The sequence below is a fragment of the [Pantoea] beijingensis genome (assembly GCF_022647505.1).
Taxonomy (GTDB): domain Bacteria; phylum Pseudomonadota; class Gammaproteobacteria; order Enterobacterales; family Enterobacteriaceae; genus Erwinia; species Erwinia beijingensis.
Genome location: NZ_CP071409.1, coordinates 1,945,318 through 1,969,568, shown reverse-complemented (window position 1 = coordinate 1,969,568; position 24,251 = coordinate 1,945,318). Strand labels below are relative to the sequence as shown.

The following is a 24,251-nucleotide window of genomic DNA, read 5'->3' as shown; positions in this document are numbered from 1 at the left end:
AAGCGCCTGTCATGAAAAGTTGACAGTTTGCCGCAAGAGGCAAAAAAATAGTAGCTGAGGTGTCAGGGTTAATCATGCTTAATACTATTTTTTCAGCACGCTAACGCAAAACTGGACATTTATATGGCGGATGGCGAAAAATACGCCACCCGAAAGTTTATTTCTCTGTTTTGTTGCCGCCTTTTTGCAACGTATCTTTTAACTGATCTATTAATTCCCGCCGAAAATCGCCCAGTCGAGGCTTATCACCTGCCAGCCAGGGGAGCGGACGACATAGCTCCATAGCTTTAATACCCAAGCGTGCGGTTAGTAATCCTGCTCCAATGCCTTGTGCCGCACGGGCGGAAAGTCGGGCGGCAATATCCTGAGACACCCAATCCATCCCGACTTCGCGCACCAGCTCTGAAGCTCCTGCAAAGGCAATATTCAGCAATACCAGGCGAAACAAACGTATGCGGCTAAAATAGCCCAGCTCGATGCCGTAGAGCGCCGCTATACGGTTGACCAGTCGCAGGTTACGCCAGGCGATAAATGCCATATCAACCAGTGCCAGAGGGCTAACGGCTATCATTAATGCTGATTCCGCCGCAGAACGGCTAATTTCACGTCGGGCCTGTCGGTCCAACACCGGTTGTACCAGCTGCGCATAGAGCTCGACAGTTTCGCGATCGTTGTGTGTTTCATGCAGCGAGGCCTGCCAGCGCTGGAGGGCCGGATGTCCCTGATCGAGCCCCGCCTGACGCGCCAACTTCTCGCAAAAGACGCGTCCCTGTCCGATACCATGACTATCCAGTAACTGGCGCCCGACATCGCGCTCTTCCGCCCGCTCACGCAATTTGTATAACCGTCGCCATTCCGTGGCAAGCGCCCCTGCTCCAGCCGCGATAATCAACCCTCCCGCGGTACCAGCACCAAGAGCGATCCAATCCTGTGTCAGCCAGGCATGGTGTATCCACTGTGCGCTCTGAGCAATCACACTGATCCCAAATACGCCCAATCCCGCGGTCACCATTTTGCGCCATAGGCTGCGCTTTGGCCGCAACGCCGCATCAACGGCGCGTTCGCCTGCGCCTTCATTTAGCGGTTCCAGACTCGCGTCTTCATGCAGCGCAATAAAAGGCGTTTTCTCTGCCTCACTAAAAGCCCGGGAAGCTTTAATGGGCCGTGCTGACTCCATCTCGAATGGTTTTGCAAAATCAATGCGCGGTTTAATTGGTGTAGTCATCGCAGCTTGTCTCCCAGTAAAAACTCCAGCGCAGAATCCATACGAATATGTGGCAACGGACGGTCCACATCGAGATTTTGTGGCCGGAATTGTTCAAAATGAAATCCCTGCTGCTGCCAGAATGCATTGCCTGGCAGGCGCGGTGGCACTTCTCCCGGATAAAAGGTCAGAGGCGCATCATCACCCAGGCGGTGACCGCGTAACGCCGGGATTTTTTCGCCGAGATGGTCCACGATGCCGCTTTGCGTCGCCTGCACAGCCGCCAGCCCGACGCAATCCATATTGATGCCCTCAAAGGCCGCATTTTGCCAGGCATCCTGTACCAACTGTTGTAAAAGAGAGACAAGATTGGCGTGCTGATCGGCGGTTACATGGTCGGATTTCGTGGCGGCAAACAGCAGCTTATCAATAACGGGCGAGAAAAGACGGCGAAAAAGCGTACGCTGACCATAGTGAAAGCTTTGCATCAGTTGCGTCAGCGCCAGCCGCATATCATTAAACGCCTGTGGCCCACTATTGAGCGGTTGCAGACAGTCAACCAGTACAATTTGCCGATCGAAACGTAAAAAATAGTTCTTATAAAATGCAGTCACAACATGCTGGCAATAGTAGTTAAACCGTGCGCGTAGCGTCGCAATATTGCTGCCCTTGTCCGCCTGCGCCAGCTTTGATTCACCGTCTGCGTCCACGTCAGGCCAGGGAAAAAATTGCAGGGCGGGCGCACCCGCCATCTCTCCCGGTAATACAAAGCGACCGGGCTGAATAAAGTGCAGCCCCTGCTGCTTGCACAGTAGCAGATAATCGGTCCAGGCTTGAGCAATCTCAGCCAACCGATTTTCATCGGCCGGGGCCAGTGGGTCAAGCGATGCACAAAGATCGCGCCAGGGTTTGGCCCAACTTGCACGATCACCTTGTAACAACCCAGCCATCTGGCGTGACCAGCTCAGGTAATCCTGCGCCAGCATCGGCAGATCCAACAACCACTCACCGGGATAATCAACAATCTCCAGATAGAGCGTGGATGTCTCTTTAAAATGCCGCAATAGCGATTCCCGCGAACGGTAACGCAACGCCAGACGCATTTCACTGACACCGCGCGTTGGCGTTGGCCAGTTAGGCGGCATGCCATAAAGTTGCGCCAGCCCTTCATCATAAGTGAAACGCTGTATGCCCATATCGCGCTGTGGAACGCGTTTAACACCTAACAATCGCGCTTCGCGTGCCGCTGACAGCATCGGTAATCGAGCGCCTGCATGCACATTAAGCAGCTGATTAACCATCGACGTGATAAAAGCCGTTTTGCCGCTTCGGCTCAGCCCGGTGACGGCAAGACGTAAATGGCGATCCACGCCACGGTTCATAAGCGACATCAATTCATTTTGCAGTCGTTTCATCTCAGGTGTTAGCACCCCATCATCATTATTATTGGCCCTGTGCTCATCACCGCTACACGGTCATCACCACAAATTGTGTACCTTCGCAGGTAAAATCCGCCACTCGGGTCATGCCAAGACGTTGGTGGGCGGCAATCGATCGTGTATTTTCCGTGTTAATAAACAGCAGGCCTTCTCGCGTTGGAAACTGCTGTTTTAATTCACGGTATAGCTCGGTGAAAACACGTTTTTGCTGCTGGTCCGTTTGGCCTCGTGCATCCACATCAATACATACCGGACCATAGAGATACGCATCAGCATCACCAGGCCACACTTTGAGCATCTCCACGACTGGCTTGGCTTTTACCCGCGCTTTTTCAGCGGTAAAAAGCACCCCAATCACTCTGCCCTCATCCAATGCGACCAGCGTCGGTGTCGCGCGTTCGATCCACTCGGCAACGACCTCTACAGAATAGTTGCCATACAGCTCACCGCCATTATCAGCAGAATTCGCAATCAGTAAGTCGGCAATGTTTTCAGCATCCTGCAATCTGGCTAGTCGCGTGGTGATATTTTTGAGCGTCATCGGAAGGTCCTGATCGTAGGGGAAGGATGACCCATCGGCGCATGGCAATGAGTCATTGATGACGGAAGCGTAACATGCATCGTGCTATTTTCACCTATCCCGACGTGATGCATGCGTAATTATCACGCCGCCCCACCGGCTCGTCTTGCTACGGCCCGGACTATTTTAGCGGTCGCGCGTTTAAGTAATGGTTCCAGCACAACGGCCAGTGCGATTTTTAAAGGACGCCGCGCCACCGATTTAACGGCCCAACCAGTGATACCTGCCGGGCCATACGAGATAGCATTAATCAACATAAATTTACCCACTGACTTCAACGCAGGGGCGGCATGCTGGCGAAAACGTTGTTGCCACTGGCGCATAACAAACTCCTTACGAAAAACAGTCAAACCGGTCAGACCAACGCTACAGTTGGCTGAAACGGCTGCGGACACTAAAAGTTTCCGAGGTGACATAACGCTCAACCTCACGCAGGCGTTGTTCGCCTGATGTCAGCTCAGTGCTAAGATCGTTCAGTAATTCTCCCGTCGTAGGCTGACGTTCTTCCTGCTCCATGCCGTAGGGCATCGGGTCCAGCACCAAACTTAAAATAAAATAGGTCACGATCGTGAAGAAAAACAGACCGAAAATCATTGAAAGCACGACCATTACCCGTACCAACCGCACCGGGATATCGAGATAATGAGCAATACCGGCGCAAACACCTTTAATCTTGCCCTGTTGCGGAATGCGCCAGAGGCTTTTTCCTTTTAATGAAAATCCTGTCATGGTTGCCTCCAGCGAGGATGTTCGGCATCCAGAATCTCTTCCAGCGCCTGAATACGTTCGCGCATGCGTTTCGCATCATGCGTCAGTTGCTGCAGGCGCTGCATATCGCTTTGGGATAGTTCAGCGCCGTTATTTTGGCGATTGCTGTAATGAAGCCATAACCAGACAGGTGCCACAAACAGCACAAAAATTGTCAACGGTATGGCAAGAAATAATGCACTCATTCCCTCTCCTTGATCTTTTCTACCCGAAACCGGTCACGGGCAGGCATCTGATGAAGATGCCCGATCCCTGCAGCATTATTCGCTGCGGTTATTCATTTTGGCTTTTAATGCATTTAACTGCTCGCTAATCGCATCGTCAGCTTTCAGTTCGGCAAACTCCTGATCCAGTGATTTAGGCTTGCCAAAACCTACGCTTTCTGCCTCCGCTTCCATGTGATCGATACGTCGTTCAAAAGATTCAAATCTCGCCATCGCCTGGTCCAGTTTACCGGTATCGAGCTGACGACGAACATCGCGTGAAGAGGATGCCGCCTGATGGCGTAGCGTCAGCGCCTGCTGACGGGCACGAGTTTCAGAGAGTTTTTTCTCTAACTCACCAATTTCACCCTTCATACGGTCCAGCGTCTCTTCCACCAACGCGACTTCGTGCTTCAGTGACCCTGTCAAATCGGCCAGCTTCTGTTTTTCAATCAGTGCTGCGCGTGCTAAATCATCTTTGTCTTTACGCAGAGCCAGCTCAGCTTTTTCCTGCCATTCGTTCTGCTGGGCCTCCGCTTGTTCAATACGACGAACCAGCTGTTTCTTTTCCGCCAAAGCACGTGCAGAGGTTGAACGCACTTCAACCAGCGTGTCTTCCATTTCCTGAATCATCAGGCGTACCAGCTTTTGTGGATCTTCAGCTTTTTCCAACAGCGAATTAATGTTGGCGTTCACAATGTCGGCAAAGCGAGAAAAAATACCCATAATTAACATCCTCATTCATATTGTCTGTGTTGCGCCATGCGCTGTTGTTTTTAATACAAAATGCGTGCCAGTTTTTATCTTATTGATTTTATAGCATTCATTAGCTTTACTTGATGCTGTTGAACGCGTAATTTAGTTTTAAACACTAACACCTGGTGAAATTCATCATGTCAGAACACCGCGATAACCTTTTAGGTGAATCAAATAACTTTCTTGAAGTGCTTGAGCAAGTTTCACGCCTGGCTCCACTTAACAAACCGGTACTGGTCACTGGCGAACGCGGTACCGGTAAGGAGCTGATTGCCAGCCGGTTACACTACCTATCCAACCGCTGGCAGGGTCCTTTTATTTCTCTCAACTGTGCAGCGCTGAATGAAAATTTGCTCGACTCCGAACTTTTCGGCCATGAAGCGGGCGCCTTTACCGGCGCGCAAAAACGCCATCTTGGGCGCTTTGAACGCGCTGATGGCGGCACGCTGTTCCTTGACGAACTGGCAACGGCACCGATGCTGGTGCAGGAGAAATTACTGCGTGTCATTGAATACGGTCAGCTTGAGCGTGTTGGCGGTAGCCAACCTTTGCAGGTCAGTGTTCGACTGGTGTGCGCAACAAATGATGATCTGCCTGAGCTTGCGCGCCGAGGAAGATTCCGTGCAGATCTGCTCGACAGGCTGGCGTTTGATGTGGTCCAGCTTCCCCCGCTTCGCGAGCGGCGTAGCGATATTTTAGTGATGGCGGAGCATTTTGCGATTCAGATGTGCCGTGAACTGGGCATGGCGCTTTTTCCTGGCTTCTCGCCTGCGGCACAGCAGGTGCTGTTGGATTATCACTGGCCTGGTAATGTGCGCGAACTAAAAAACGTGGTGGAGCGCTCGGTATATCGTCACAGCAGCACGGATGAAGCGCTGGATACGATTATTCTTAACCCTTTTCACCGGCCCCCCCCGTACTCCGAGCCGGAATCGCGCGATCCCGCGTCTCCCGAACTGCCGATTGATTTACGTCACTGGCAGAATCAACAGGAAAAAAAACTATTGGAGAACAGTCTGCAGCAAGCGCGCTTTAACCAGCGCCGTGCCGCCGAGCTTCTTGGGGTCACTTACCACCAGTTCAGAGCCATGTTGAAAAAACACGGTGTTCGACCTCAGCAAGAGAGGTAATCGGGTCAGTACCCGATGAGCCCTCCGAAGGCAAAAAAAAGCCCGCGCAGGGCGGGCTAAACAATACTGGAAGCAATGTGAGCAATGTCGTGCTCTTCTTCGGTAGAGCCACCGTCGAAGCGCATATGAATAGTAATCATTCTCAATATCATCTGTAAAGCATTTTTTGAGAATAGTTCTCATTTCCACAATATTATCAGGACTATTCTCTGCCTGCTAACTGTTGTCATCATCAGAATGAGCATAAAATCAGCTGGAACGCGTCTGTTATCTCATCAAACTTTGGGGCAACGCATAGAGTACGATACACTCAGCACATTGCCCGTGAACCTCAGTAGCCTAATGCGAAAAATATTCTCCACTCTGCTCCTCGGACTCAGCGTGATAAGTGTTTCTGCGTGGTCCGCAGCACCAACAGACATCCGCCAAAGCGGCTTTGTTTATTGCGTCAATGGCCTCATGAACACTTTTAATCCTCAACTGGCAAGTGGTGGGCTGGTGGTCGATACGCTTGCCGCTCAGCTTTACGATCGTCTGCTTGATGTCGATCCTTATACCTATCGCCTAATGCCTGAACTGGCTGAGCGTTGGGAAGTACTGGACAACGGTGCAACTTATCGTTTCCATCTGCGGCGTCATGTCGCTTTCCAGCATACTCAATGGTTTACGCCGACACGTACGATGAACGCTGACGATGTAGTCTTTAGTTTTGCCCGCATGTTCGATCGTCATCATCCATGGCATAACGTCAACGGCGGCAGCTATCCCTATTTCGATAGTCTGCAATTTACCGATTCGGTCAAAAGCGTGACCAAACTGGATAACTCGACGGTAGAAATCCGCCTGAACAGTCCGGATGCCGCATTTCTTTGGCATCTTGCCACTCACTATGCGCCAGTGCTGTCTGCTGAATATGCCGCGAATCTCAGTAAAACTAATCGCCAGGAAGAGTTAGATCGCCAACCCGTGGGCACCGGCCCTTTTATGCTGAGCGAATACCGTTCCGGGCAATATATTCGGCTGGCCCGTAACGGTGACTACTGGCGCGGCGTGCCAGGTATGCCCCAGGTGGTAATTGATCTGGGCGCGGGTGGCATTGGCCGCTTATCCAAGCTGCTGACCGGTGAGTGCGATGTACTGGCCTACCCCGCAGCCAGTCAGCTCTCCATTTTACGTGATGACCCACGCCTACGTTTAACGCTACGTCCAGGCATGAATATCGCCTATCTCGCCTTTAATACCCGCAAACCACCGTTGGATCGTGCTGAAGTTCGCCAGGCGCTGGCGCTGGCGATCAACAATGAACGTCTGATGGAATCGATTTATTATGGTACTGCAGAAACCGCTGCATCCATTTTGCCACGTGCGTCGTGGGCCTATGACAGTAATGCGCACGTCACACCTTATAATCCGCAAAAGGCCAGGGAAGAGTTAAAAAGACTGGGCATTGGGGAGCTCCATTTTAACCTATGGGTGCCCTCTGCTTCGCAATCCTGGAACCCAAGCCCAATGAAGACAGCAGAGCTAATCCAGGCTGATATGGCGCAAATCGGCGTGCAGGTTACCATTGTGCAAGTTGAAGGACGGTTTCAGGAAGCCCAGTTGATGGAGTCAAACCATGACCTGACGCTAAGCGGCTGGTCAACTGACAGTAACGATCCTGACAGCTTCTTCCGCCCGCTGCTGAGCTGTGCGGGAATTAATTCACAGACTAACCTGGCGCACTGGTGCAACCCGGCGTTTGATGAGGTCCTTCACAAGGCGTTGCTGACGCCACAGCTATCATCACGTATCGATCGTTATAACGAAGCGCAACGCATTCTGGAGAAGGAACTACCTATGTTGCCGCTGGCATCATCGCTACGTTTACAGGCCTATCGCCACGATATACAGGGTCTGGTACTCAGCCCGTTCGGTAACGCCTCCTTTGCTGGCGTGCATCGCAACGATGCAGGAAAGGAGAAACCATGATTATCTATACGCTGCGTCGAATGGTGTTACTGATTATCACACTCTTTATGCTGACGCTGGTTGGTTTTAGCCTGAGTTATTTTACCCCGCATGCCCCGCTACAGGGGGCGTCTCTGTTGGATGCCTTGCTGTTCTGGTTTAAGGGGATTCTGCAACTTGATTTTGGCGTTTCAAGCATCAACGGCCAGTCGATTAATTTGCAACTTCGTGAGGTTTTCCCCGCCACCATGGAGTTGTGTATTCTGGCCTTTAGCATGGCACTTATAGCGGGTATTCCTTTAGGTATCATCGCGGGTGTGATGCGCAATAAATGGCAGGACAAACTCATTAGCGCATTCGCGTTGCTGGGGTTCTCAATGCCAATTTTCTGGCTGGCGCTACTGCTGACGCTATTTTTTTCGTTAAACCTCGGGTGGCTGCCGGTTTCCGGTCGTGTCGATCTACTTTACCCGGTGAAAACCATCACGGGATTTTCTCTGATTGATGCCTGGCTGTCAGATTCGCCATGGCGCCATGAGATGCTGATGAGCGCAGTGACGCATATGGTGTTGCCTGTTACGGCGTTGGCCGTGGCACCCACTACCGAAATGATTCGTTTGCTACGCCTGAGCACCAGTGATGTGATCGATAAAAACTATATTAAAGCGGCAGCGACACGTGGCCTCTCCCGTTTTACGATTATTCGTCGCCATGTCTTACACAATGCCCTGCCGCCGGTGATCCCACGTCTGGGCTTACAGTTCTCTACCATGCTAACGCTGGCGATGATTACCGAAATGGTTTTCAACTGGCCAGGTTTAGGCCGCTGGTTGATTAATGCCATTCGCCAGCAGGATTATGCCGCTATCTCCGCGGGTGTCATGCTCGTTGGTGGTCTGGTGATCACCGTCAATGTTCTGTCTGATATCCTGGGTGCCATCATGAATCCGCTGAAACATAAGGAGTGGTATGCCCTCCGATAACATTTACGCTGAAAAGCGGTTACCCAGCCCGTTTCGCCATACCTGGCGGCTGTTTTATCGCGATACTACGGCGATGATCGGCCTGTACGGTTTTGCCGCGCTGCTGTTACTGTGCATTTTTGGCGGCCTGGCTGCGCCTTATGGATTGGATCAACAATTTCTTGGCTATCAATTACTTCCGCCTTCATGGTCACGTTACGGAGATGTCTCATTTTTCCTTGGGACCGATGATCTCGGGCGGGACGTATTGAGCCGTCTGCTCAGCGGCACGGCACCTACCGTCGGCTCAGCCATCCTGGTCACCATTTTTGCTGCACTGTGCGCGATGGTGTTGGGCGTGTTTGCCGGACTCACCCACGGCCTGCGTTCAGCAGTAATGAACCACATCCTGGATACGCTGTTATCCATCCCTTCGCTGCTGCTGGCCATCGTGGTCGTCGCCTTTCTTGGACCACGTCTTGAACACGCTCTTCTGGCGGTATGGCTGGCGATCCTCCCTCGCCTTGTGCGTGCTATTTACGGTGCGGTACACGATGAATTGGAAAAAGATTACGTGACGGCAGTGCGACTTGATGGGGCAAGTAGCCTGAATATTCTCTGGCACGCGATCCTCCCCAATATCTTGTCGTTACTTGTGACCGAGTTTACCCGCGCGCTGTCGCTGGCTATTCTCGATATTGCGGCACTGGGATTCCTTGATTTAGGGGCCCAGCTCCCCTCACCAGAATGGGGCGCGATGTTAGGGGATTCACTGGAATTAATTTATGTTGCGCCCTGGACGGTGATGCTGCCCGGCGCGGCGATTATGGTCAGCGTGTTGATTGTTAACCTGCTGGGCGATGGTGTCCGCCGTGCCATTGAAGCGGGAGTGGAATAATGCCGTTACTTGATATCCGCAATCTAACGATTGAGTTTATGACCGCTGACGGGCCGGTCAAAGCCGTTGACCGTATCAGTATTACCCTGAGCGCAGGAGAGGTGCGTGGTCTGGTCGGCGAATCGGGGTCAGGCAAAAGCCTTATTGCCAAAGCGATTTGTGGTGTGACTAAAGACAACTGGCGTATCACGGCTGACCGCATGCGGCTGGATGATATCGATTTGTTGCACCTTTCACCACGTGAACGACGTCGCCTTATTGGGCATAACGTCTCGATGATCTTTCAGGAGCCACAGTCTTGTCTGGACCCGTCAGAAAGCATTGGCCGCCAGATTATACAAGCTATCCCAGGCTGGACCTATAAAGGACGCTGGTATCAGCGCTTTCGCTGGCGCCAACGCCGCGCCATGGAGTTGTTACATCGAGTGGGCATCAAAGACCATAAAGATATTATGCGCAGCTTTCCGTACGAATTAACCGATGGTGAGTGCCAGAAAGTCATGATCGCCATCGCGCTGGCCAATCAGCCGCGTTTGCTGATCGCCGACGAACCGACAAACGCCATGGAACCGACGACTCAAGCCCAGATATTCCGTCTGCTGTCGCGCCTTAACCAGAACAATAACACCACGATTTTGTTGATCAGCCACGATTTGCAGATGCTGAGCCAATGGGCGGATCGTATTAATGTCATGTATTGCGGACAAACGGTAGAAACCGCCGAAAGCGAGGAACTGATTGCCGCGCCTCATCACCCTTATACCCAAGCGCTGATCCGCGCCATGCCGGATTTTGGGCGTTCATTACCGCATAAAAGCCGGCTGAATACCTTACCGGGCGCGATCCCTTCATTGGAACATTTACCTATTGGGTGCCGTCTGGGGCCGCGCTGCCCCTATGCCCAGAAGAAGTGTATCGACACGCCACGATTATCTGGCACAAAATCACACCTTTTTGCCTGTCATTTCCCGCTTAACATGGAGAGTCAGTGATGGTCGAAACGCTGCTTGAAGTGCGAAATTTAACCAAAACCTACCGTTACCGAACCGGTCTGTTTCGCCGCCAGCACGTGGAAGCGGTAAAGGCCATTAGTTTTACGCTGCGGGAAAAACAGACACTGGCGATTATTGGCGAGAATGGTTCGGGGAAATCGACGCTGGCAAAAATGCTTAGCGGTATGATCGCGCCTTCCGCCGGTGAAATTATGATAGACGATCATCCGCTGGAATACGGTGACTATGGCTATCGCAGCCAACGCATCCGCATGATTTTTCAGGATCCCTCTACCTCACTCAATCCACGTCAGCGTATTAGCCAAATTCTTGATTTACCGCTGCGTCTCAATACCGATCTTGATGCAAAAGCACGTGAGAAACGAATTATCACGACGCTACGCCAGGTTGGTTTGTTACGCGATCATGCAGCACACTATCCACATATGCTGGCACCGGGACAGCTCCAGCGTGTTGGCCTTGCCCGAGCGTTGATCCTGCAACCCAAAGTCATTGTGGCTGACGAAGCCCTTGCTTCGCTGGATATGTCGATGCGCTCTCAATTGATTAACCTGATGCTTGAACTCCAGGAGAAACACGGTATCGCCTATATTTATGTGACTCAGCATCTCGGCATGATGAAACATATTAGCGATCAGGTGCTGGTGATGCACCAGGGAGAAGTGGTCGAACGTGGCAGTACCGCCGATGTGCTGGCATCTCCGCTACACGAGCTTACCCGGCGTCTTATCACCAGTCATTTTGGTGAAGCATTAACCGCAGATGCATGGCGGCGCGACCTCTGACTCCGCCTCGGCAAACGCGGTGTTTTTGCCGTCGGGCCGCTGACATCACAGGTCTGCTTACTCCTCCCCACGACTCGTGCTAGAATCGCCGGGTCGATTAACGTCGGTCGCTCACTTTTTAAACGAAGCGGCCGCCAACAACAATGACCATAAGGATTACAGCTATGGGTTTTCTTTCCGGTAAGCGCATTCTGATAACTGGCGTTGCCAGTAAACTCTCTATCGCATACGGTATTGCGCAAGCGATGCACAAACAGGGCGCGGAACTGGCATTCACCTACCAAAACGACAAACTGAAAGGTCGCGTAGAGGAATTTGCCAAAGAACTGGGTTCCGATATTGTCCTGCCTTGCGACGTCGCCGAAGATGAGAGCATCACCGCGCTATTTACTGAACTGGCAAAAACCTGGCCAAAATTTGATGGATTTGTGCATTCCATCGGCTTCGCTCCGGCTGACCAGTTGGATGGTGATTATGTTAATGCAGTGACGCGTGAAGGCTTTAAAATCGCGCACGACATCAGCGCCTACAGCTTTGTCGCGATGGCTAAAGCGTGCCGCACTATGCTGAATCCAAATTCCGCATTGCTGACGCTCTCTTACCTCGGTGCCGAGCGTGCCATCCCTAACTATAATGTCATGGGTCTGGCAAAAGCTTCTCTCGAAGCGAACGTGCGCTATATGGCGAACGCTATGGGTCCGGAAAGCATTCGTGTCAACGCGATCTCTGCAGGCCCAATCCGTACTCTCGCCGCATCCGGCATTAAAGATTTCCGCAAAATGCTGTCGCATTGCGAAGCCGTGACGCCGATTCGTCGTACCGTGACCACTGAAGATGTCGGTAACTCCGCCGCCTTCCTGTGTTCCGATCTATCCGCTGGTGTAACGGGTGAAGTTCTGCACGTTGATGGCGGTTTCAGTATTGCAGCCATGAACGAGCTGGAACTGAAATAATCGTTGTGGCGGGGCTCACATGGCCTCGCCCACTTTTACTGCTGATTATTATCCCTGCGCTCGCTTCCATCGCTTTGCTGGCACTTCCGCAATACCTCAGCCTGAGAATCTATCGGGTTACCTTAAACCGCTCTAATCTGTTGATGCGCCGTCAGTAAAATATCTTTCAGCACGCCTGCTCACGTTTACGGCATAGAACTTCTCGCTATTAATTATCACTTAACATTCTTTGGTTTACACACCGGCTTCAGCGAGGATAGCTAAGCCATTCAGGCCCGACGTAACCGCTTTTCCCTCTCCTTAATCAGTTGAACGTTCGGGCCAGTAAACTTGAAAAGGAATGACCATGGAACAACGCCGTTATTCTGGCAACAACCACTGGTACCATGAAACGCAATCCAGTGCTTGCGCTGAACAGGAATCGCCGCTGGTTCCCGAAGCCGCTGAAGTTGAAGATCGGTTTTTGCTGGGCTTAATGCAGCAACTTAAGGGTGAATTGTTGCAGGCACTGCAATACTTTCGTGCACCTTTTTTAGCCTCCCGCGATCTTAGTCTTCTACTGCTTCCGGATACGTTGCACACCTCGCTTACCCACACGCTGACACTGTACGATCGCCTGAGTACTGCGCTAACCGTCGCGCAGGTTGCAGGCATCCAGCGTCTTTGCAACCATTATGCCGCCCGTCTCAACCCGCTGCCTGGCCCCGATTCTTCACGCGAAAGTAATAATCGTCTGACGCAGATCACGCAATACGCCCGCCAACTTGCCAGCCAGCCGACACTTATTGACGGCGCGGCGCTGAAACGCCTGGAAGACGTGGGGCTTACCGAGCCCGATATCGTTAGCTTTAGCCACGTAATTGGCTATGTGTGTTATCAGGCACGCATTGTTGCGGGCATTCAGGCATTAATGGGCTTACCGGTACGCTGGATCCCCGGCGCACATGCCCCAACGGATGCTGATATCCGCTGTTTTGCCAATCAACAACCGAAACAACCGACACTGTCGCCGGTTGAATTGCGTTATGCCAGTGTGGAACAGTTGGAGGCTCTCACCTATTCGCAACCGCTACAGGTGCCAGAACATTGCCTCTGGCTGCTGGCTCATGATGCTAAAGCCTTGTATGGCTGGGCGCATTTGATGGATGTGTTGCAACCTGAACGGGTCGCGGAACATGCGGACCTCAGCGCGGCGGTGAGCGCACGAATTAACGGCAGCGCAAACTGCTTTAATCGCTATCAGGGCCCCCTGCGTGATGCTTTGCGTCTGGGAGTGGGTGAAGCGCTGGATGCGGCGGGGAGCCAGCCACTTCAACACGCACTGATTAACGTTGCGGCCCAACTTACCCGCTCACCCGATCGTTTTAGCGCAGCGCACCTGCGCCCCTTGCTGGATTTGGGGCTATCACCGTGCGAAATCATGCGTGTGGTCCTGAGTGTCGCGATAGCTAACTGGAATAACCGGCTGATGCAAACGCTGGGGAGATAAGCTTTTTTGTTGGCCGGCGATGTCTGTATTATGCTGCGGCTCTATTCCGCTAACATTGTCGCCAGCCAGCGTCGAACCTCATCAAAAAAATGCTGCGACAACGGCGTCGCCCAGCCTGGTTCGGCAATTACCACCGCAGCCTGGCGCGACATAGGCGCGATAGCCAGCCTACGGCAGCCTAACTCCGGTGCCATTTCCGTGAGTAAATGACCAACCGGCGTAATCAAACACCCCAGACCTACCTGTACACCTTGCAATAACTGGAAAATAGAACTGCTTTCCATAATCAGTCGCAAAGGAACTTCCGCCTCGCGAAAATGCACATCAAGATAACGACGAAAGTAGCGCGTCGATTCCGCTAAACAAAGCGGAATGCCTGCTACCTGATCGAGCTGTAGCGGTCGTTCATCGACCAGTTGAGGAAAATGCCGGGGATGGAATAACAGCTCAGTGCCATTATCCTTCAGAGATTCGACCTGAAAATGAAGTTCACGCAGCGTAGTAAGCTCAAAAAACCAATGCCAACGTCAACCGTATGTGTAGCGGGTCGCGTCTGAAAACCCACATGCTCGCGTTTATCTTTTCATGCTCGCAATCACCATTCCCGTGCCCGTGCTCACAATAACTGCAAATCAAAATCCACCTCTCGACGCCACCAATCGTTAATTTTGGGTATACCACAACCAGAAAAAACCATGAACCGCTTTTTATGTCTAATTAAACGTTTTTTTTAATGTACCCTCGCGCTATCTTCCTTCCATCTAGAGGCAAATGATACATTTCAAGCAAATATGACCATTATGTATGGGTACGCCCGCGTTTCAACCAACGCTCAGGATCTGGTCTTACAGACGCAAATCCTGCGCGATGCCGGCTGTGAAGTTATTCGTGCAGAAAAAGCCAGCGGTGTCAGTCGAAAGGGGTGTTCCGAATGGCAGCTGGAGGGGATCGCGGCAAAAGTGCGCGGTGTCTACCGTGACCGCAAACCTTACATTGATCCGGCCGAAGTCCATCGCCTCTATGTGGATGAAAAATGGGGCAACCACCATCGCCCGTACGCTTGGGATTGATCGGGCATCGGTCTACCGGGCTCTCCGGCGTGACCTGAAACCGCATACCGCCGCGATCATGGCAAACCCAGGGTGTTGTCCACCTCGGCGCTGTATTGCAAGATTATTGCCGCCCTTAAACTGAGTACTACCAACAAATACGATCGTCACCTGTCGACGTCCAGGGCGATATAATTACTTGAGGAGCATGGAGTCGAGATTGGTCAGGGGCTGATCAAAGTGCCACCAGGATTGCAACGTCGCCAGACAGTGGACGTTATATCTCCCGGTTTCGCCTCGACCAGTCCCGTTTATTACGGGAACCTCCGGCCGTCAGGTTTCAGGCGGAATACAGCAATGACTGCTGGCCGTTCGATATGTCTCTTTCCGATCTCAAACATATTGAACAGCCAGAATGGGTTGATCCCGCCAAAATGGAGTACCGACACTGACGATATTCAGCGTCGTATACGATCGCAGTGGCGTCACCTATCAGGAATATTGTTGGGGGAGATGCTCAAGTGACGGTCGACGGCGCCGTCTATTAAGTGGAGCCGGATATGGCCGTTGAAACGGTTTTTCTCAAGTGGGATCTGTTTGACGACGAAATGTTCGTGGAGTTCGACCATGATATCCACTGGCTGCTCAGTGCCTGCGCGGAACACTGCAAACCGGAGATACCCTGACAACCGAAGCTATCGAACTGCTGGCTGAGATACTGCGTACGCCTTTGCAGATCCATCTGCATCTGACGCTGGCCATTGAAGCCAGTTATCAGACCGGAGAGAAGCCTATAACAGTATCGTTGATTGAGTCGGTACTTTCGCGGCTGTTGAATGATCTGGAACCTGCCCTGACGCGTCATGGGTATCGTCTGAAAGAAATGGGGGAATTGTTTGACGCCAGGCTGGCAGAGATTCGGGCCTTCTTCAATAATCAGCTCGACCCTGTCAGGTCGTCAGAGTTCCGCGATCGGCTGCTGGCCATCGGGCTGCCAATTTGAGGGTTTATAAGCAAGTAAGTTGCCTTTAACAGTGCCAGAGGCAACTTACTTGCTTTCAGGTCTGACCGGCCTGAAATCAGGTCCTCGTCTATTGTCAAAGGAATGGTTAATGATGAATAAATACATGATAAAGTTTGGAATTTTAGGTTTAGCGGCAACTAATGTCACCCTGGCTCAAAATGAGAAAGGACCTTATTCCGTTAATTTTGCTGCCGATAGCATAACCGTCAATACCTCGTTGGGTTGGCTTGGCGGTGAGTCTAAAGAGTTTGTGTATGACGACGATAACGGCAGAAAGGTTAGCGAACTCAACTGGAAGATCAACAATACAGCCATCATTAAAGGTGATATTTCCTGGGATCCGCTTTTTTGGTTAACGCTGAATGCAAGGGGTTGGACCACATTGGCCTCAAGTGGAGCGGGAATGGATGATTACGACTGGCTGGATACCAGCCAGTCACATTGGACTGACTGGTCAAACAGCCCGAATACCCGCCTTAATCATGCTAATGAATTTGATATCAATGCCAAAGCCTGGCTGGTAAAACGCTCTGATTATAAAGTAGGTGCGGTAGTTGGTTACCAACAGACCCGTTTTAGCTGGACTGCTTTTGGCGGTCACTACCAGTATGATAACGGCAACTACGTCGGCGATTTCCCTCGCGGAGAGCGCGGAATTGGCTACCAGCAAAAATTCAGTATGCCATACGTCGGTCTGGCTGGCGGCTATCGGTATCGGGATATTGAATTTAATGCATTGTTGAAGTTCAGCCCCTGGGTTGAAGCCAGAGACAACGATGAGCACTACATGCGTGATTTGACCTTCCGTGAAAAGACCAGCGGCTCCAACTATTATTCGGCCTCGATGGATGTAGGTTATTACGTTACCCCTAACGCCAAAGTATTCACCGAGTTTACCTGGAGCAAATACTCTCAGGGTAAAGGGGGGACGCAGGTAATTGACCGTGTAAGTGGCGAATCGAGCCATGAGGGCGGCGATGTAGCTGGTATCGAAAATAAAAATTATAGCCTGACAGCGGGTCTACAGTACCGCTTCTGAGCGGGCAGTTAATGCCAGCATATACAAAAAACCATGAGACATTTCCGTATCCCATGGTTTTTTCTGGTTGTGGTATACCCAAAATGAACGATTGGTGGCGTCGAGAGGTGAATTGTAAGTTGCAGTTAATGTCAGCAAAAAACCGATAAACGCGAGCCGCTACATTTATGGCCTGGATGACCGCTATCGTGGCGTTTACGTACAGCGGGAGGTGCTGTTTATTAATCCGGAGGATATCGCGGAACTCGGTCTGGAAGCCGGTGAAAACGTCGATATCGAAACGCTGTGGAATGATGGCATTATCCGAAAAGTAAGCGGCTTCAAGCTGGTCGCTTATGCTATCCCACGTGGTAATCTGGCAGCTTATTACCCCGAGACCAATCCACTGGTTCCCCTTTCCAGTTTTGGTGATAGCAGCGGTACGCCCACATCGAAATCCGTCCCGGTGAAAATTTCTCTCACTCCCCAACTAGCAAACCAACGTATTGCTTAGTTCAGCGGGATATTAATCTGGTTCGTTCCCCCGGTTAATGTCCCCTTCTCTCTGGCTATCCTTCGCCGATTTTCCCTTGCCCACAGGCGGTTAATCGCGTAAAACTGTCAGCCGCTCTTAGGCCACGAAAACGACTTAATTATGTTCCAGGATAACCCGCTGCTCGCGCAGCTTAAAGAGAAGCTTCATTCTCAAACGCCACGCGTTGAAGGCGTGGTAAAAGGTACTGAAAAAGGATTTGGCTTCCTTGAAGTCGATGCACAAAAAAGCTATTTCATTCCGCCACCGCAGATGAAGAAAGTCATGCACGGCGACCGAATTATTGCCGTGGTGCAAACCGACAAGGATCGCGAAATCGCCGAGCCGGAAAAACTGGTCGAGCCTTTTCTGACACGCTTCGTGGGACGCGTGATGAAAAAGGATGATCGCTTGTCGATCGTTCCCGACCATCCGTTGCTTAAAGATGCCATTCAGTGCCGCCCTGACCGCAGCGTACAGCACGATTTTCAGGCTGGTGACTGGGCCGTTGCGGAAATGCGTCGTCATCCGTTGAAAGGCGATCGCGGTTTTTATGCTGAACTGACGCAGTTTATCACCACCGGTGACGATCACCTGGCACCGTGGTGGGTGACGCTGTCGCGCCATAATCTGGAGCGCGAAGCGCCTGACGTCGCAGCACCGGATACGATGTTGGACGAACAGCTCACGCGCGAAGATCTAACCGCGCTTGAATTTGTTACCATTGACAGCGCCAGTACCGAAGATATGGATGATGCGCTCTTCGTCGAAGAGACGCCCGAAGGTACGCTACGCCTGACGATTGCAATTGCCGATCCTACGGCCTACGTCGCCGAAGGCAGTGTCCTGGACGACATCGCTGCTGAACGAGCCTTTACCAACTATTTGCCGGGCTTTAATATCCCGATGCTGCCTCGCCAGCTTTCGGATGATACCTGTTCACTGCGCCCACGTGAACGTCGTCCTGTACTGGCCTGTCGTGTCACCGTAGCCGCAGACGGCACCTTATCTGATGATATTCAATTTTTTGCTGCCTGGATCGAATCGAAGGCCAAACTGGTCTACGACAATGTCTCCGATTGGCTGGAAAATAGCGGTGAATGGCAACCTGAGTCAGAGGCAATAGCTAATCAAATTCATTTGTTGCATCGTCTGTGCCTGGCGCGTGGCGAATGGCGACAAAACCATGCGTTGGTGTTTAAAGATCGCCCTGACTATCGTTTCCTGCTTGGCGAGAAAGGCGAAGTGTTGGATATCGTGGCGGAACCACGTCGCATTGCTAACCGAATCGTTGAAGAGGCGATGATCACCGCCAATATTTGCGCGGCAATCACCCTGCGAGAAAAACTGGGTTTTGGCATCTATAACGTGCACCTCGGTTTTGACAACACCAATGCTGAACAGGCTGCTGCAATCCTGGCGGCAAACGGTGTGACCGTTGACCCTACGGCTATCGTCACGCTGGAAGGATTCCGTGCGCTGCGTCGCGAACTGGATGCATTACCTACGCAGTTCCTTGATAGTCGCATCCGCCGCTTTCAATCCTTTGCGGAGATCGGAACTGCACCCGGTCCGCACTTTGGCTTAGGTCTTGAAGCGTATGCCACCTGGACATCGCCTATTCGTAAATATGGCGACATGGTCAACCACCGCTTGCTAAAAGCGATTATTAAAGGGACAGAGGCAGCGCGTCCGGTTGATGAACTGACACTGAAAATGGCAGAACGACGTCGACAAAACCGTATGGCTGAACGCGATGTCGGTGACTGGCTCTACTCTCGTTATCTGGAAAAATCTGCGGGTACCGATACCCGTTTTAGCGCAGAAATTATCGATATCTCACGCGGGGGGATGCGCGTGCGTTTGCAAGATATTGGCGCGATGGCCTTTATCCCTGCGCCTTTCCTGCATGCAGTGCGTGACGAAATGGTATGCAGCCAGGAAAGTGGCACAGTGCAGATTAAAGGTGAGGTCGTTTTCCGCGTGACTGACATTATCGACGTAACCATCGCCGAAGTTCGGATGGAAACTCGTAGCGTTGTCGCTCGCCCGGCGATTTGAGCCTATTTTTATACGGGGTAACCAAAGTTACCCCGCTATTTTCACCCTTCCCGCGACCGATTAAAAACCCTCGCAGTTCACACTTCTTTTCACGTTAACTTTCATTAACAAATAATTACATTACTTTTACCTTGTTGCTCATCCGATCTTTCCTCCCTCTGGACTCAACAAGGAGTTTTGCCATGAAGAACGTCAAAACCGGGGTTATCTGGTTAGTGGTGGCGTTAATTGGTGCGTTCGCCTTTGCTATGCTGGCTATCAGCCGCGGCGAACATGTTAACGCCGTATGGCTGGTGATCGCCGCCGTGGCTTGTTACAGCATCGCTTATCGCTTCTACAGCCGGTTTATTGCCAATAATATCTTTGAGCTGGACGATCGCCGTCTGACGCCTGCTGAGCGTTATAACGATGGTCTGGATTATGTTCCCACCAATAAATGGGTCTTGTTCGGCCATCATTTCGCTGCAATAGCGGGCGCAGGTCCGCTGGTCGGCCCCATTCTCGCAGCACAGATGGGTTTTTTGCCGGGTACTATCTGGATTCTGGTCGGTGTGATGCTCGCCGGTGCAGTGCAGGACTTCCTCATCCTGTTTATCTCCACACGCCGTGATGGCCGTTCACTGGGTGAAATGGCCAAGCAGGAGTTGGGGGCGTTTGCCGGTGTGATTACCATGCTCGGCGCGCTCGGCGTGATGATTATTATCCTTTCCGCACTGGCATTGGTGGTGGTAAAAGCTCTGGCGGATAGTCCCTGGGGGCTATTTACCATTGCGGCAACGATCCCTATTGCGCTGTTTATGGGCGTGTATATGCGTTTCCTGCGTCCCGGAAAAATCGCTGAGGTATCTCTTATCGGTTTTGTACTGATGATGGCGGCCATTATTTATGGTGGAGATATTGCTCAACACCCTTACTGGGGCCCCTTTTTCACGCTAAAGGGTACCTCACTGACTTGGGTGCTGGTGATCTACGGTTTTGTGGCGTCGGTTCTGCCGGTTTGGCTACTGCTGGCACCGCGCGATTATCTTTCCACATTTTTAAAAATCGGCGTCATCATCGGTCTTGCCATTGGCATTATATTCGCAATGCCGGAAATGAAAATGCCCGCTGTTTCTCGCTTTATTGACGGCAGTGGCCCGGTGTTCTCAGGTGCCCTGTTTCCTTTCCTGTTTATTACTATTGCCTGCGGCGCGATCTCAGGTTTTCATGCGCTAGTCTCCAGCGGAACAACACCGAAACTGGTAGAGCGTGAAAGCCATATTCGCTTTATCGGTTATGGCGCAATGCTGATGGAGTCCTTCGTAGCAATCATGGCGTTGATTTGTGCCTCCGTTATTGATCCCGGGGTTTATTTCGCCATGAACTCTCCCGCGGCACTGATTGGTACGACGGTTGAGAGTGCCTCACAGGCGATTAATGGGTGGGGATTTGTGGTCACCCCAGAAATCCTCTCCGCTATTGCCAGAGATGTTGGGGAAACTTCGGTGCTTTCCCGCGCGGGTGGCGCCCCGACGTTTGCCGTGGGTATGGCCCATATCATTACAGAGGTTTTTAACAGCCGCGCGATGATGGCATTCTGGTATCACTTTGCCATTCTGTTTGAAGCGTTGTTTATTTTGACTGCCGTCGACGCGGGCACCCGTGCCTGTCGCTTTATGGTTCAGGATCTGGTCGGTACCGTCATACCCGCGCTGGCGAATAACCGCTCGTGGCTGGGTAATATCGCAGGAACTGTCGTTGCCGTTGCCGGATGGGGGTTTTTCGTTTATCAGGGCGTGGTCGATCCGCTGGGCGGTATCAATACCCTGTGGCCACTTTTTGGTATTGGTAACCAGATGCTCGCCTCAATGGCGCTGATTCTGGGTACGGTAGTGCTGTTTAAAATGAAAAAGCAGCGCTATGCCTGGGTAACTATTTTGCCTACGGCCTGGCTGTTTATTACTTCAATGACCGCCGGATGGCAGAAAATATTCCACGAAAAACCCGCCATTGGCTTCCTGGCGCAGGCCAATAGGTTTTCAAAAGGCATTGCTGATGGCGTGATGATCGCCCCAGCCAAAACCATTGGCGATATGCAAACAATCGTCCTCAGCAATCAAATCAATGCGGTGCTGTGTGGCTTTTTTATGCTGGTTGCAGTGACGATGTTAATTTCCGCATTCTTTGTGATCCGTCGTGCGCTCAGCAGTCACCAGCCAACAACCCACGAATCCACCACGATGTTACGCGAGGATTCTCACCACGTATGATGTATGGTTCTTCGGCAAAGGAAGTCCGAAAAAGGTTCTTTGCTGATACGCACCTACGCCCTCTTCGGAGGGCTTTTTTCGCGCCAATGAAAACCAGAATAAAAATATATTCTATTTGCGTATTGTTCTTCTGCATCTTGCCGAATACTGTTGCTAAAATAATAACATACAACTTACCGAGCATCTTATGGAGGATACGTAAATGACCGATGAATCAGGGCAAACGTTACTGTATACCTTATTTGGTACAACCAGCCCTCATTGGCATCTCTCTTCAGACAGCGATGCTCTCAATTTTTCAGAAAATGAAAATACCAGTATTAATATCGCTATTGCCTTAACGCCCCCGCAGGCTAGCCTGATCCGTTCGATGACGGTGATGACCTGTAGTGTCAACCTGAGTATTGTCCTGCGAGGGAATGAGATAGCACTGCACCTTGTTGGCCGCAAAGTGCATCAACATAAATGGGCAGGTACCGCATCAGCCTGGGGGGATACGTCTTCAGTCGCCCGGGATTTAACCGTCGGACTTTCGTTTGCTGAACAGGTGGTATCGGAAGCCAATTCGGTCATTGTGATCCTCGATCAGCGTGGCAATATTCAGCGCTTTAATCGGCTAAGCGAAGAGTATACCGGCCTCAAGGAGCAGGAAGTTATTGGACGTAATGTCTTCCAGCTGTTTATGACGAAGCAGGAGGCTACCGCGTCACGCCGTAATATCAGCGGTTTTTTTCGTAATGGTAGCTCTTATGAAGTCGAGCGCTGGGTTAAGACGCGTAAAGGACAACGGCTGTTTTTGTTCCGCAATAAATTCGTCCATAGCGGTAGCGGTAAAAACGAAATTTTTCTGATTTGTTCAGGTACTGATATCACCGAAGAACGCAGCGCACAAGAGCGCCTGCGTGAATTGGCAAATACCGATACCATCACCGGCCTACCCAACCGGAATGCCATCCACCAGCAAATTTCGCAGTCAATTAAAGCGCGTGAACAAACCCAACTGGGTCTGGTTTATCTGGATCTTGATAACTTTAAAAAAGTTAACGATGCCTATGGGCATATGTTTGGCGATCAGCTGCTGCAAGCCGTATCGCTGGCTATTTTAAGCTGCCTGAATCGGGAGCAAACGCTGGCAAGACTGGGAGGTGACGAGTTCGTGGTGTTGGCTAAAGATACTACCCAAGCCGCCATGGAAGCGATGGCCTCCAGGATCCTCGATCGCCTTAAACGCCCTTTCCGCATCGGCTTAATCGAAGTGTATACCGGCTGTTCAATAGGCATCGCCATATCACCGCAGCACGGAAACGATCGGGAAGCGTTAATCCGCAACGCGGATACCGCAATGTATATGGCGAAGGAGAATGGCCGTGGCAAATTTTGCATTTTCTCTGCAGAGATGAATCAGAGAGTATTTGAATATTTATGGCTGGATACAAATTTACGAAAGGCGTTGGAGCAACAACAGTTAATCATTCATTATCAGCCCAAAGTGAACGGTGATGGCAGCGTCACCAGCGCAGAAGCCCTGGTTCGCTGGCAATCTCCCGAGCGTGGGCTGGTCCCCCCAAAGGATTTTATTTCCTATGCTGAAGAGTCCGGTCTTATCGTCCCTCTGGGTAGATGGGTGATGCTGACCGTACTGGCGCAGATTATTACATGGCGAAAACAAGGCCTTTTTCTGCGCGTCGCGGTCAACGTTTCCGCACGGCAATTAATCGATCAGAGCATTTACAGTGACCTGAAGCAGGCATTGCAGGAAAGCGGGATTGCACGCTGTCCGATTGATATTGAACTCACGGAAAGTTGCCTGATTGAAAATGAACAACAAGCTTTAGCTTTGATGCGACAATTTCAGGAACTGGGAGCAGAGGTGCATCTGGATGATTTCGGTACAGGCTATTCCTCTCTATCTCAGTTGGCTCGCGTCCCGATCAATGCGATTAAGCTGGACCAAAGCTTTGTTCGCGGTGTTGACCATCGTACCGTTTCTCAATCACTGGTTCGTGCCATCGTTGCCGTCGCTAAAGCGTTGGAACTAAATATTATTGCAGAAGGTATCGAAACAACGGAAGAAGAAGCTTTCGTGGTCGCCAGCGGTGTTGATGTTCGCCAGGGTTTTCTGTATGCGAAGCCAATGCCCGCCACCGAGCTCGAGCATTGGCTTCAGCGGCATCCTGCCTGAGTTAGC

Annotated in this window: 19 protein-coding genes and 5 pseudogenes; 16 read left to right on the top strand and 8 right to left on the bottom strand. The window is 51.5% G+C overall.

Annotated elements, in window-relative coordinates; translation table 11 throughout:
* Window positions 1-157: 157 nt before the first annotated feature.
* The 7 genes from J1C60_RS08870 to pspA all read right to left on the bottom strand — a co-directional run bounded on the left by J1C60_RS08870 (window position 158) and on the right by pspA (window position 4,920).
* Window positions 158-1,225: a YcjF family protein gene (locus J1C60_RS08870; protein WP_128174573.1), complete on the bottom strand. Its 1,068-nt coding sequence runs from the start codon at window positions 1,223-1,225 to the stop codon at window positions 158-160.
* The gene (locus tag J1C60_RS08865) at window positions 1,222-2,619 is read right to left on the bottom strand and encodes a YcjX family GTP-binding protein (RefSeq protein ID WP_128174575.1); all 1,398 of its coding nucleotides are present in this window, start codon (window positions 2,617-2,619) and stop codon (window positions 1,222-1,224) included. Before J1C60_RS08865 ends, J1C60_RS08870 begins: the two co-directional genes overlap by 4 nt.
* Window positions 2,620-2,671: 52 nt before the next feature.
* Entirely contained in the window at window positions 2,672-3,184 is a 513-nt protein-coding gene (locus J1C60_RS08860; RefSeq protein ID WP_128174577.1) for a GNAT family N-acetyltransferase, read from the bottom strand.
* A 122-nt stretch (window positions 3,185-3,306) separates the two neighbouring features.
* Window positions 3,307-3,546: a phage shock protein PspD gene (pspD, locus tag J1C60_RS08855; protein WP_128174579.1), complete on the bottom strand. Its 240-nt coding sequence runs from the start codon at window positions 3,544-3,546 to the stop codon at window positions 3,307-3,309.
* A gap of 43 nt (window positions 3,547-3,589) precedes the next feature.
* Window positions 3,590-3,952: an envelope stress response membrane protein PspC gene (pspC, locus tag J1C60_RS08850; RefSeq protein ID WP_128174581.1), complete on the bottom strand. Its 363-nt coding sequence runs from the start codon at window positions 3,950-3,952 to the stop codon at window positions 3,590-3,592.
* Window positions 3,949-4,176: an envelope stress response membrane protein PspB gene (pspB, locus tag J1C60_RS08845; RefSeq protein ID WP_128174582.1), complete on the bottom strand. Its 228-nt coding sequence runs from the start codon at window positions 4,174-4,176 to the stop codon at window positions 3,949-3,951. Before pspB ends, pspC begins: the two co-directional genes overlap by 4 nt.
* A 75-nt stretch (window positions 4,177-4,251) precedes the next feature.
* Window positions 4,252-4,920: a phage shock protein PspA gene (gene pspA, locus J1C60_RS08840; protein WP_128174584.1), complete on the bottom strand. Its 669-nt coding sequence runs from the start codon at window positions 4,918-4,920 to the stop codon at window positions 4,252-4,254.
* Between the two features lie 167 nt (window positions 4,921-5,087).
* Here pspA and pspF point away from each other — a divergent pair, with 167 nt between their 5' ends.
* The 8 genes from pspF (at window position 5,088) to J1C60_RS08800 (ending at window position 14,130) form a co-directional block, all read left to right on the top strand.
* Entirely contained in the window at window positions 5,088-6,080 is a 993-nt protein-coding gene (gene pspF, locus J1C60_RS08835; RefSeq protein WP_182611401.1) for a phage shock protein operon transcriptional activator, read from the top strand.
* A gap of 342 nt (window positions 6,081-6,422) precedes the next feature.
* Complete coding sequence (sapA, locus tag J1C60_RS08830; RefSeq protein ID WP_128174585.1) at window positions 6,423-8,051, top strand: ABC transporter substrate-binding protein SapA; 1,629 nt, start codon at window positions 6,423-6,425, stop codon at window positions 8,049-8,051.
* Window positions 8,048-9,013, top strand: a complete 966-nt coding sequence (sapB, locus tag J1C60_RS08825; RefSeq protein ID WP_128174587.1) for a putrescine export ABC transporter permease SapB — start codon at window positions 8,048-8,050, stop codon at window positions 9,011-9,013. The genes sapA and sapB overlap by 4 nt, the downstream gene beginning before the upstream one ends.
* On the top strand, window positions 9,000-9,890 hold the full coding sequence (gene sapC / locus J1C60_RS08820; RefSeq protein ID WP_128174588.1) for a putrescine export ABC transporter permease SapC: 891 nt from the start codon (window positions 9,000-9,002) through the stop codon (window positions 9,888-9,890). The genes sapB and sapC overlap by 14 nt, the downstream gene beginning before the upstream one ends.
* Entirely contained in the window at window positions 9,890-10,882 is a 993-nt protein-coding gene (sapD, locus tag J1C60_RS08815; RefSeq protein WP_128174590.1) for a putrescine export ABC transporter ATP-binding protein SapD, read from the top strand. Before sapC ends, sapD begins: the two co-directional genes overlap by 1 nt.
* Window positions 10,882-11,688, top strand: coding sequence for a putrescine export ABC transporter ATP-binding protein SapF (gene sapF, locus J1C60_RS08810; RefSeq protein ID WP_128175051.1), 807 nt, complete (start codon window positions 10,882-10,884; stop codon window positions 11,686-11,688). The genes sapD and sapF overlap by 1 nt, the downstream gene beginning before the upstream one ends.
* 164 nt (window positions 11,689-11,852) lie before the next feature.
* Window positions 11,853-12,641 carry an enoyl-ACP reductase FabI gene (gene fabI / locus J1C60_RS08805; RefSeq protein ID WP_128174592.1) on the top strand — a complete coding sequence of 263 codons (789 nt, stop codon included), beginning with the start codon at window positions 11,853-11,855 and terminating at the stop codon, window positions 12,639-12,641.
* A 346-nt stretch (window positions 12,642-12,987) separates the two neighbouring features.
* Entirely contained in the window at window positions 12,988-14,130 is a 1,143-nt protein-coding gene (locus tag J1C60_RS08800; RefSeq protein ID WP_128174594.1) for a CMD domain-containing protein, read from the top strand.
* A gap of 41 nt (window positions 14,131-14,171) precedes the next feature.
* Here J1C60_RS08800 and J1C60_RS08795 read toward each other — a convergent pair.
* A pseudogene (locus J1C60_RS08795) lies at window positions 14,172-14,668 on the bottom strand (LysR family transcriptional regulator substrate-binding protein); the annotation flags it as partial.
* A 262-nt stretch (window positions 14,669-14,930) separates the two neighbouring features.
* Here J1C60_RS08795 and J1C60_RS18690 point away from each other — a divergent pair.
* The 8 genes and pseudogenes from J1C60_RS18690 to pdeR form a co-directional block, all read left to right on the top strand.
* Window positions 14,931-15,035: pseudogene (locus tag J1C60_RS18690) on the top strand (recombinase family protein); the annotation flags it as partial.
* Between the two features lie 166 nt (window positions 15,036-15,201).
* A pseudogene (locus J1C60_RS08785) lies at window positions 15,202-15,681 on the top strand (IS481 family transposase); the annotation flags it as partial.
* 130 nt (window positions 15,682-15,811) lie between these two features.
* A pseudogene (locus tag J1C60_RS08780) lies at window positions 15,812-16,182 on the top strand (ExeA family protein); the annotation flags it as partial.
* 112 nt (window positions 16,183-16,294) lie between these two features.
* Window positions 16,295-17,242, top strand: a complete 948-nt coding sequence (locus J1C60_RS08775) for an omptin family outer membrane protease (protein ID WP_375139763.1) — start codon at window positions 16,295-16,297, stop codon at window positions 17,240-17,242.
* 163 nt (window positions 17,243-17,405) lie between these two features.
* Window positions 17,406-17,735 (top strand): annotated as a pseudogene (locus tag J1C60_RS08770) (molybdopterin dinucleotide binding domain-containing protein); the annotation flags it as partial.
* 141 nt (window positions 17,736-17,876) lie between these two features.
* Window positions 17,877-19,814, top strand: coding sequence for an exoribonuclease II (locus J1C60_RS08765; protein ID WP_128174598.1), 1,938 nt, complete (start codon window positions 17,877-17,879; stop codon window positions 19,812-19,814).
* A 182-nt stretch (window positions 19,815-19,996) separates the two neighbouring features.
* Entirely contained in the window at window positions 19,997-22,063 is a 2,067-nt protein-coding gene (locus J1C60_RS08760; RefSeq protein WP_128174600.1) for a carbon starvation CstA family protein, read from the top strand.
* A gap of 202 nt (window positions 22,064-22,265) precedes the next feature.
* Window positions 22,266-24,245 (top strand): cyclic di-GMP phosphodiesterase, encoded by a 1,980-nt coding sequence (pdeR, locus tag J1C60_RS08755; protein ID WP_128174602.1) that lies wholly within the window; start codon window positions 22,266-22,268, stop codon window positions 24,243-24,245.
* Window positions 24,246-24,251: the final 6 nt, after the last annotated feature.

Bases quoted from the DNA above. Each gene is read 5' to 3' on its own strand.
- J1C60_RS08870 (WP_128174573.1), bottom strand. From the start codon at position 1,225: ATGACTACACCAATTAAACCGCGCATTGATTTTGCAAAACCATTCGAG.
- pspA (WP_128174584.1), bottom strand. From the start codon at position 4,920: ATGGGTATTTTTTCTCGCTTTGCCGACATTGTGAACGCCAACATTAAT.
- sapB (WP_128174587.1), top strand. From the start codon at position 8,048: ATGATTATCTATACGCTGCGTCGAATGGTGTTACTGATTATCACACTC.
- J1C60_RS08765 (WP_128174598.1), top strand. From the start codon at position 17,877: ATGTTCCAGGATAACCCGCTGCTCGCGCAGCTTAAAGAGAAGCTTCAT.
- J1C60_RS08800 (WP_128174594.1), top strand. From the start codon at position 12,988: ATGGAACAACGCCGTTATTCTGGCAACAACCACTGGTACCATGAAACG.
- pspD (WP_128174579.1), bottom strand. From the start codon at position 3,546: ATGCGCCAGTGGCAACAACGTTTTCGCCAGCATGCCGCCCCTGCGTTG.
- J1C60_RS08860 (WP_128174577.1), bottom strand. From the start codon at position 3,184: ATGACGCTCAAAAATATCACCACGCGACTAGCCAGATTGCAGGATGCT.
- sapA (WP_128174585.1), top strand. From the start codon at position 6,423: ATGCGAAAAATATTCTCCACTCTGCTCCTCGGACTCAGCGTGATAAGT.
- J1C60_RS08760 (WP_128174600.1), top strand. From the start codon at position 19,997: ATGAAGAACGTCAAAACCGGGGTTATCTGGTTAGTGGTGGCGTTAATT.
- fabI (WP_128174592.1), top strand. From the start codon at position 11,853: ATGGGTTTTCTTTCCGGTAAGCGCATTCTGATAACTGGCGTTGCCAGT.
- pspB (WP_128174582.1), bottom strand. From the start codon at position 4,176: ATGAGTGCATTATTTCTTGCCATACCGTTGACAATTTTTGTGCTGTTT.
- J1C60_RS08865 (WP_128174575.1), bottom strand. From the start codon at position 2,619: ATGAAACGACTGCAAAATGAATTGATGTCGCTTATGAACCGTGGCGTG.
- J1C60_RS08775 (WP_375139763.1), top strand. From the start codon at position 16,295: ATGAATAAATACATGATAAAGTTTGGAATTTTAGGTTTAGCGGCAACT.
- pdeR (WP_128174602.1), top strand. From the start codon at position 22,266: ATGACCGATGAATCAGGGCAAACGTTACTGTATACCTTATTTGGTACA.
- pspC (WP_128174581.1), bottom strand. From the start codon at position 3,952: ATGACAGGATTTTCATTAAAAGGAAAAAGCCTCTGGCGCATTCCGCAA.
- pspF (WP_182611401.1), top strand. From the start codon at position 5,088: ATGTCAGAACACCGCGATAACCTTTTAGGTGAATCAAATAACTTTCTT.
- sapD (WP_128174590.1), top strand. From the start codon at position 9,890: ATGCCGTTACTTGATATCCGCAATCTAACGATTGAGTTTATGACCGCT.
- sapF (WP_128175051.1), top strand. From the start codon at position 10,882: ATGGTCGAAACGCTGCTTGAAGTGCGAAATTTAACCAAAACCTACCGT.
- sapC (WP_128174588.1), top strand. From the start codon at position 9,000: ATGCCCTCCGATAACATTTACGCTGAAAAGCGGTTACCCAGCCCGTTT.